Below are 6,000 nucleotides of genomic sequence, written 5' to 3'. Positions count from 1 at the left end.
GCTTCGCCAGCGCCGGCGATCTGGCCCTAGCCGCCCACGAAGCCCTCTCCGACCCCGACCAAGACCACGCCGACAACATCCTGCGCCGCAGCCAAGAAGCCACCCTGCCCGCCGGTTCGACGATCACCCCGGCACCGACCCTGGCCGACACCGAGATGGCCCCGGCCCCTTCCCCGGCGCCCGCCGCCAACACCCCACCGCCGGCCCAAAGTTCCGCGCCACCGTATTCGGGTGCGGCCGGGCCCGCTTCGGGTCCGATACCGCGCGCGCCGCAGACCGGTCAACCGTGGGCCCCGGCCAGCGGCCCGGTGCCCGCGGCCGGCCAGGCCGCTGCGTATTACCAAGGCGCCGGCCCCAACTGGGGCTCACCCCCGCCCCAACAACCCTGGAACCAACCGCCCAAACCGAAACGCAACCCCTGGCCCATCATCGCCGCGGTCGCGGTTGTGCTCGTCGTCGCCGTCGCCGGCGTGGGTATCTGGCTGATGATCCGGCCCAAACCGGCGCCACCGCCGCCCGACCCGATACCGGCCGACCGTCTCAGCGCGCTCCTGTTGGGCCCGTCGGACATCAACTCCATCATGGGCTCGTCGACCATGGAGCCCGGCAAACCCATTCAGTCCATGGATACCTCGTCGGTGACGCTGTCGTCGCCGGACTGCCAGGGTGCGCTCTACACCAGCCAGGATCCGGTGTACGCGGGCAGCGGCTATACCGGAGTGAGCGGGCTGGTGTCCTCGGAACCCGGGGACAACTACGACCATTGGGTCAACCAAGCCGTGGTTCGCTTTCCGTCGGCCGATAAAGCCAAGTCGTTCATGCAGACCGCCGCCGGCAAGTGGAAAGGCTGCGCCGGCAAGACGGTGACCGTGACGAACAAGGGCAAGACGTATCGGTGGACGTTCGCCCAAATCAACGGCAGCCCACCGAAAATGACGGTGCTGGACACCCAGGAAGGCGCCGACGGCTGGGAGTGCGAGCGCGCGATGAGCCAGGCGAACAACGTGATCGTCGACGTCAACGCGTGCGGCTACCACATCACCGATCAGGGCGGCCAGATCACCGACAAGATCGTCGGCAAAATCGAGACCGAGTAGTCATAACGAAAAGTCGTACGGCTAGGTCGATTACAGATCCGGCCCCTCCGCGCGCAGATCATCGACCGCCGACATCGCGTCGCGCAACTTGGCGAGCCACTCCTCGGTGTGCTCACCGACCAGCTTGACCGCCCAGGCCAGTGCATCGGCACGGGACCGGGCGACACCGGCGTCGACCAACGTGTCGAGCACCTGGCGTTCCGGCTGCTTCAAGCGTGTCATCACGGGTACTGCGATGTGCGTGAACAGAATTCGCTCGGTGCCGGTCTTGGAGCCGACCTCGACCCCCCAGGAAACCTTGCGGCCGTAGCGATCCTGCGCTTCGTCGGCGATGTTCATCCGTTCCGGGCGGGTCTCCTCACGGAACCGCGACACCCGGCCTTCGGCACGGGCCTCGCTCTCGTCCCCGTCGGGTTCGGCCAGCTTGCCGATGACGGTGATCTCTTCGCGGTCGACGATGACGGTGGGATCGCCGTCAAACCAGTCTTCGGGTAGGCGTCCGGCGAACCATTCCGCGGCACCGCTCGCATCCGGTTGCTGGGCTTGGTGCCAGCCCCCGGGGCGGCCGTAGCGCCGCCCCCCGGTGTGATGTGATTTCATGATTACATAATTACACGCTTACATCGTTAAGGGAATCATGTTCACCCGGAGCGAACCGGGACTGCGAATCCACATCGCGCGGGCGCGCTTGCGGCCGCCGGCGAATGTCGGCGAAAAGCATGGCCGCGACGGCGCCATCCTGCGCGGAAAAGCGTTGATATGCATCGTCGGAGGGCGTATTTTTGGTAGCGAAGCAGGCCCGGAAGCGACCATCTAGAAGTGCCGGAAGTAGGGGAAGAAACCGGCCGCGTAGGACATAGTCCAACGCCCCCCAAGAGTCGCCCGGGCCTGCCCCTATTTGCCGCCGCGGCGAATCCGGAAGAGTTTGACTTCGTTCTTGATGCCCTTGAGGCGACGCGCCCCGGCGAAAGACCCCTCGAAATCACCGGCATCGCCGATGGCCTCCCAGACCGAATCGGCGACCAGCACCGTGCCCGGTCGCGCCACTCCGGTGACCCGGCTGGCCACGTTGACCGGACTGCCGAACCAGTCCCCGGCCCGGCTGACCGCCATCCCGGAGGCCGCTCCGGCCCGCAACCGCGGAAAGTCGTTGTCGGTGTCGACGGTCTCGACGGTCTCGACGAGCTTCACCACAACATCGAGCAATGGCGCCGGTTCGGGACAGACGAACATCACGGCGTCACCGATCGACTTGATGAACCGCACCGGCGGTGTGGTCACGTCGCGGGCGAGGTAGCCCAGCCGGCTGGCAAGCTGGCCCAGGTCTTCGGCCGGAATCGCCTCGCCGAGCCGCGTGAACCCGACGAGGTCGGCGAAGGCCACGGTGACCTGGCGCGCGCCGGGCAGTGGCTTGCCCGCGGCCCGCTCCGCGGCGTTGACCGCCTCGGTTTCCATCGTGTGGCGCAGCTGCATGAACAGCATGTTCTCGACCAGCGGCCCGAGCAGCGGCGCAATCCGGCCGACCAACGCCTTGGATGCCTTGGCGATTTCCAGCTCGGTGGCGCCGGGCCGCATGATCGCCGACAGCGCGGTGAAACGCATGACCTCGGCGGTGCGCGACAAGCCTTCGGCGAGCACCCGGACGACGAGCACCAGTTTGTCGGGATCCAGGCCGAGCTCGAGGAATCGCTGGGTCAAGGCGGCGGCTTCGCCGTCGGCACGCATGTGCACGGCCGCGTCGGGGTCGTCGACCCGGGCAAGACCGATGGCGCGCTGCACTCGCTGGAGCAGATCCAGGTCGATGCCGTAGGTCTCGCTGATCTCCCTGGTGGACACGTACGTGCCGTCGTCGCCGATCAGGTGGCGGCTGGCCAGCAACAGCGGCGGGTGGGTCGTCCGAATTTCTTCGGCGGTGATGCCCTGCTCGAGCAGCCACTCCACGAGCTCGGCACGCTCGGTGCGCGCGGTGCCCTCGAGACCGTCGAGCAGATCCTCGTCCACGTGGTCAACGTACAACGCCGCCGCGCGATGATGTGCGGTGATGAGTGCACCGCTACTCCAGGGGTTTCCACCGGTTGTCGACGAGCACGCCAGAGTGCTGATCCTTGGCTCGTTTCCGAGTGTCCAATCGCTGGCGGCCGGCCAGTACTACGCGAACCCGCGAAACGCGTTCTGGCCAATAGTCAGTGAGCTTTTCGGGGTCGACGCGGCCGCGCCGTATGATTCGCGGCTGCTCGCGCTGCGATCACACGGTGTTGCGCTCTGGGATGTGCTGCAGCGGTGCCGTCGGGTCGGCAGCGCGGACTCGGCGATCGACCCTAAAAGCTTGGTGGCCAACAACTTTGCCGAGTTCTTCGCCAACTACCCGGCCATCGCGCGCGTTTACTTCAATGGAGCCAAGTCGGCCGATCTCTATCGCAGGCTGGTCCATCCTGCCGAAGGGATCCACTATGAACGGCTGCCGTCGACCAGCCCGGCTCATGCCGTGCGCCCCGGCGCCAAGCTCGCGGCCTGGCGGGTGATCGCTGCGGTGTCATGAGGGCAGTGTCATGAGAGCGGCGGGCGCCGGTGCGCCCACGGTCTGGCCGACTCGATCTGCGCCGACAGCGACAACAGCGTCGCTTCGTCGTACGGCCGCCCGACCAGTTGTATCGCCAACGGCAGTCCGTCGCCGTCGAAGTCCCACGGCACCGCCGCGGCCGGCTGGCCGGTCAGGTTCCAGACCTGTTGATATGGAACACGCTGCCCCGCCGCCAGCAGCGTCCAGGTGGCGCCGCGGCGTTGGTAGGCGCCGATACGCGACGGGCCCGTCGCGTTGCCCGGCGTCACGACGACGTCGACATCGCCGAAGATCGACTGCACGCGATTGCTCAGCGACGCCTCCGCGGCGCGCAGCGCGGCCATCCGCCGATCGGAGAAGACCGATCCCGCCCGCGCCAGATTTCGGGTGCGCGCTTCGAGGCGTTCCGGGTGGGCCAGTGCGTCGGCGTCATCGCAAATGCCCCGCAGATAGCGAGGCAGGTAGTTCGTGTAGAGCGTCGGCGGATATTCGGGGTCGCGCGTGACGACCTCGTGGCCCAGGTCGCGAAGCAGCGCACCGGCCTCGTCCACCGCCGCGAGCTGTTGCTTCCCCACCCTGGCGGGAAACGGCGTTGGAACCTTGGTGCTCAAGGCGATTCGCAGCGTGCCGGGATCACGAACGGCCGCGGCCACGAACTCGCCCTCGGGACCGGGCACCGTCGTCGTCGCGTCCAGGAACAGGGCGGCGTCCATGACCGACCGGGCGATCGGGCCGTTGACACTCAGCCCGTACCAGGCGTCGTCGTGCGGCTCCAGCGAGATCCGATCGCGTTGCGGTTTCAGCCCGAACAGCCCACACCAGGTCGCCGGGATCCGGATGGAGCCACCGCCGTCGGATCCCAGCGCGAGTGGCGCCAGCCCGGCGGCCACCGCCGCGGCACTGCCGCCGCTGCTGCCCCCCGGCGTGCGCTTCAGGTTCCACGGGTTGCGGGTCGCGCCGAACGTCAACGATTCCGTGTAGGGAAACATCATCAGCTCGGGCACATTGGTCTTGCCGATGACCACGGCACCGGCGGCGCGCAGCCGGCGGACCACCTCCCCGTCGGACGTCACCGCGGGACGGTGTCCCCCGCTGCCGTAGGTCGTCACCTCGCCGGCGACGTCGACGTCGTCCTTGATCGCGATCGGCACGCCGAGCAGCGGCAACCGCTCGCCGGCGTCGAGGCGGTCTTGCGCCATCGCGGCCTCGTAACGCGCGGTGTCCGAGAGCACCACGCGGTAGCAGCGCAGCTCGCTGTCCAGCCGCGCAACCCGTTCCAGGTAGATCTCGAGCAGCTCCGGGGCGGTCAGTTCACCGTCGGCCAGCATCCGGGCCTGTCCGGCCGCGCCGGCAAAGGCCACCTCGCGAGCGTCCACTGCGGCAGCGTATCGCCCCGAATGAGCCAGCCAGTACCGTAGGCGACATGTCCTGCGTGTTCTGCGCTGTCGTCGCCGGGGAGGCACCGGCCATCCGGATCTACGAAGACGAGGACTATCTGGCGATCCTCGACATCCGCCCCTTCACTCGCGGACACACCCTGGTGCTTCCCAAACGCCACACCGTCGATGTCACCGACACCCCGCCAGAGACGCTGGCCGAGATGATCACCCTCGGCCAACGAATCGCCCGCGCGGCCCGCGCAACCGAGTTGGCCGACGCGACGAACATCGGGATCAACGACGGCCCCGCGGCATTTCAGACGGTGCGCCACATTCATCTGCACGTGCTGCCGCGGCGCAACGGCGACAAGCTTTCGGTCGCCAAGGGGATGCTGCTGCGCCGCGACCCGGACCGGGAAGGCACCGGCCGGATTCTGCGGGAGGCCCTGGCCCGCATCGACGCGAGTCAGTCAGACTGAACCCATGAGCAATCTCACCGCGTTCGAGCAATTCGTGGGCGTACCGATCCTGCGGTTGCACGACAAGATCTACCAATCGACCAACGGCCGGATCGGGCACCGGATACCCGGCGTGCCGCCCAGCCTGCTGCTGCACACCGTCGGCGCCAAGACCGGGCAGCCCCGCACCACGTCGCTGACGTATGCGCGCGACGGCGACTCGTATCTGGTCGTCGCTTCCAACGGCGGCGACGAGCGCTTCCCGGGCTGGTACCACAACCTGCGCAAGCGCCCGGACTGCGAAATCAACGTCGGTCCCAAGCGGTTCGCGGTGACCGCGCGCCGGGTCACCCCCGAGGACGCCGACTACGCGCGACTGTGGCAGTTGGTCAACAAGAACAATTCGAACCGCTACACCAGCTACCAAAGCCGGACGTCGCGACCCATCCCGATCTTCGCGTTGACACCGCAGCAAAGCTGAACCCACCGCACCACAACTGCTGGTA

General features: G+C 67.6%; 7 protein-coding genes. 4 read left to right on the top strand and 3 right to left on the bottom strand.

Features of this window, described 5'->3' with window-relative positions; all coding sequences use genetic code 11:
• On the top strand, positions 1-1,097 hold a 1,097-nt coding region (locus ACQI5H_RS23595; protein WP_427081711.1), incomplete at its 5' end, for a sensor domain-containing protein.
• A gap of 30 nt (positions 1,098-1,127) precedes the next feature.
• Here ACQI5H_RS23595 and ACQI5H_RS23590 read toward each other — a convergent pair.
• Together ACQI5H_RS23590 and ACQI5H_RS23585 are read right to left on the bottom strand one after the other, a co-directional pair.
• Positions 1,128-1,697, bottom strand: coding sequence for a hypothetical protein (locus ACQI5H_RS23590; RefSeq protein WP_427081710.1), 570 nt, complete (start codon positions 1,695-1,697; stop codon positions 1,128-1,130).
• A 294-nt stretch (positions 1,698-1,991) separates the two neighbouring features.
• Positions 1,992-3,113, bottom strand: a complete 1,122-nt coding sequence (locus tag ACQI5H_RS23585) for an adenylate/guanylate cyclase domain-containing protein (protein WP_427081709.1) — start codon at positions 3,111-3,113, stop codon at positions 1,992-1,994.
• A 25-nt stretch (positions 3,114-3,138) separates the two neighbouring features.
• Here ACQI5H_RS23585 and ACQI5H_RS23580 point away from each other — a divergent pair, with 25 nt between their 5' ends.
• The gene (locus ACQI5H_RS23580) at positions 3,139-3,636 is read left to right on the top strand and encodes a DNA-deoxyinosine glycosylase (protein ID WP_427081708.1); all 498 of its coding nucleotides are present in this window, start codon (positions 3,139-3,141) and stop codon (positions 3,634-3,636) included.
• 8 nt (positions 3,637-3,644) lie between these two features.
• Here ACQI5H_RS23580 and ACQI5H_RS23575 read toward each other — a convergent pair whose 3' ends face one another.
• Positions 3,645-5,033 (bottom strand): amidase, encoded by a 1,389-nt coding sequence (locus tag ACQI5H_RS23575; protein ID WP_427081707.1) that lies wholly within the window; start codon positions 5,031-5,033, stop codon positions 3,645-3,647.
• 47 nt (positions 5,034-5,080) lie between these two features.
• On the opposite strand from ACQI5H_RS23575, the gene ACQI5H_RS23570 reads away from it, so the two are divergent.
• Positions 5,081-5,515, top strand: coding sequence for an HIT family protein (locus ACQI5H_RS23570; protein WP_427081706.1), 435 nt, complete (start codon positions 5,081-5,083; stop codon positions 5,513-5,515).
• Positions 5,516-5,519: 4 nt separating this feature from the next.
• Positions 5,520-5,975: a nitroreductase family deazaflavin-dependent oxidoreductase gene (locus tag ACQI5H_RS23565; protein ID WP_427081705.1), complete on the top strand. Its 456-nt coding sequence runs from the start codon at positions 5,520-5,522 to the stop codon at positions 5,973-5,975.
• Positions 5,976-6,000: the final 25 nt, after the last annotated feature.

Source organism: Mycobacterium heidelbergense (assembly GCF_050205645.1).
Classification (GTDB): Bacteria; Actinomycetota; Actinomycetes; order Mycobacteriales; family Mycobacteriaceae; genus Mycobacterium; species Mycobacterium heidelbergense_A.
This window is presented reverse-complemented; position numbering and strand designations above follow the sequence as displayed.